Origin of the sequence: Anaerotignum lactatifermentans (assembly GCF_016902535.1) — a bacterium.
GTDB classification, from domain to species: Bacteria; Bacillota; Clostridia; order Lachnospirales; family Anaerotignaceae; genus Anaerotignum; species Anaerotignum lactatifermentans_A.
Map to the genome: position 1 here is coordinate 1 of NZ_JACSNY010000047.1, position 710 is coordinate 710.

The window sequence follows — 710 nt, forward strand, 5'->3', positions numbered from 1 at the left end:
ATGAAGTTGCGACACCACCATTCGAAAGGAGAGAGCAAACCATGTCCGAGAAAATTGTACAACTAAACGAGGCTGCGATCAAGAGCGAACTCAAGGAACTTGTGCGAGGCAGTGTAGAGGAAACCCTCAACGAATTGCTGGAAGCTGAAGCAGAGAAGCTCACACAGGCTGCCCGGTATGAGCGCAATGAGCAGCGCCAGGGCTACCGCAGCGGTCACTACAGCCGCAACCTCACCACCACTTCCGGGGATGTCACCCTCAAGGTACCTAAGCTCAAGGGAATCTCCTTTGAGACGGCTATTATTGAGCGGTATCGCCGGCGGGAGAGCAGTGTGGAAGAGGCTCTTATTGAAATGTACCTGGCAGGTGTGTCCGTCCGGCGTGTGGAGGATATCACTGAGGCTCTATGGGGCAGCAAGGTCTCTCCCTCCACCATCAGTGAGCTAAACAAGAAAGCGTATGTCCACATTGAAGATTGGCGGAACCGTCCTCTGCAAGGCGGGCGGTATCCGTATGTCTATGTAGATGGGATTTATCTGCGCCGTAACTGGGGTGGAGAGTTTGAAAATGTAGCCATTCTGGTAGCCATTGCGGTGAATGAGGACGGCTATCGCGAGGTTCTTGGCGCAGCCGAGGGCATGAAAGAAGACAAAGCTAGTTGGGTCAGTTTCTTCCAGTGGTTGCGTGGCCGCGGTCTGAATGGGGTCAAA

At 53.7% G+C, this 710-nt stretch carries 1 protein-coding gene; it reads left to right on the forward strand.

Annotation, left to right across the window (positions count from 1 at the left end; all coding sequences use genetic code 11):
* Positions 1-41: 41 nt before the first annotated feature.
* Positions 42-710 (forward strand): IS256 family transposase (locus tag H9X84_RS12770; RefSeq protein WP_205134626.1); only part of this gene is annotated, 669 nt, incomplete at its 3' end.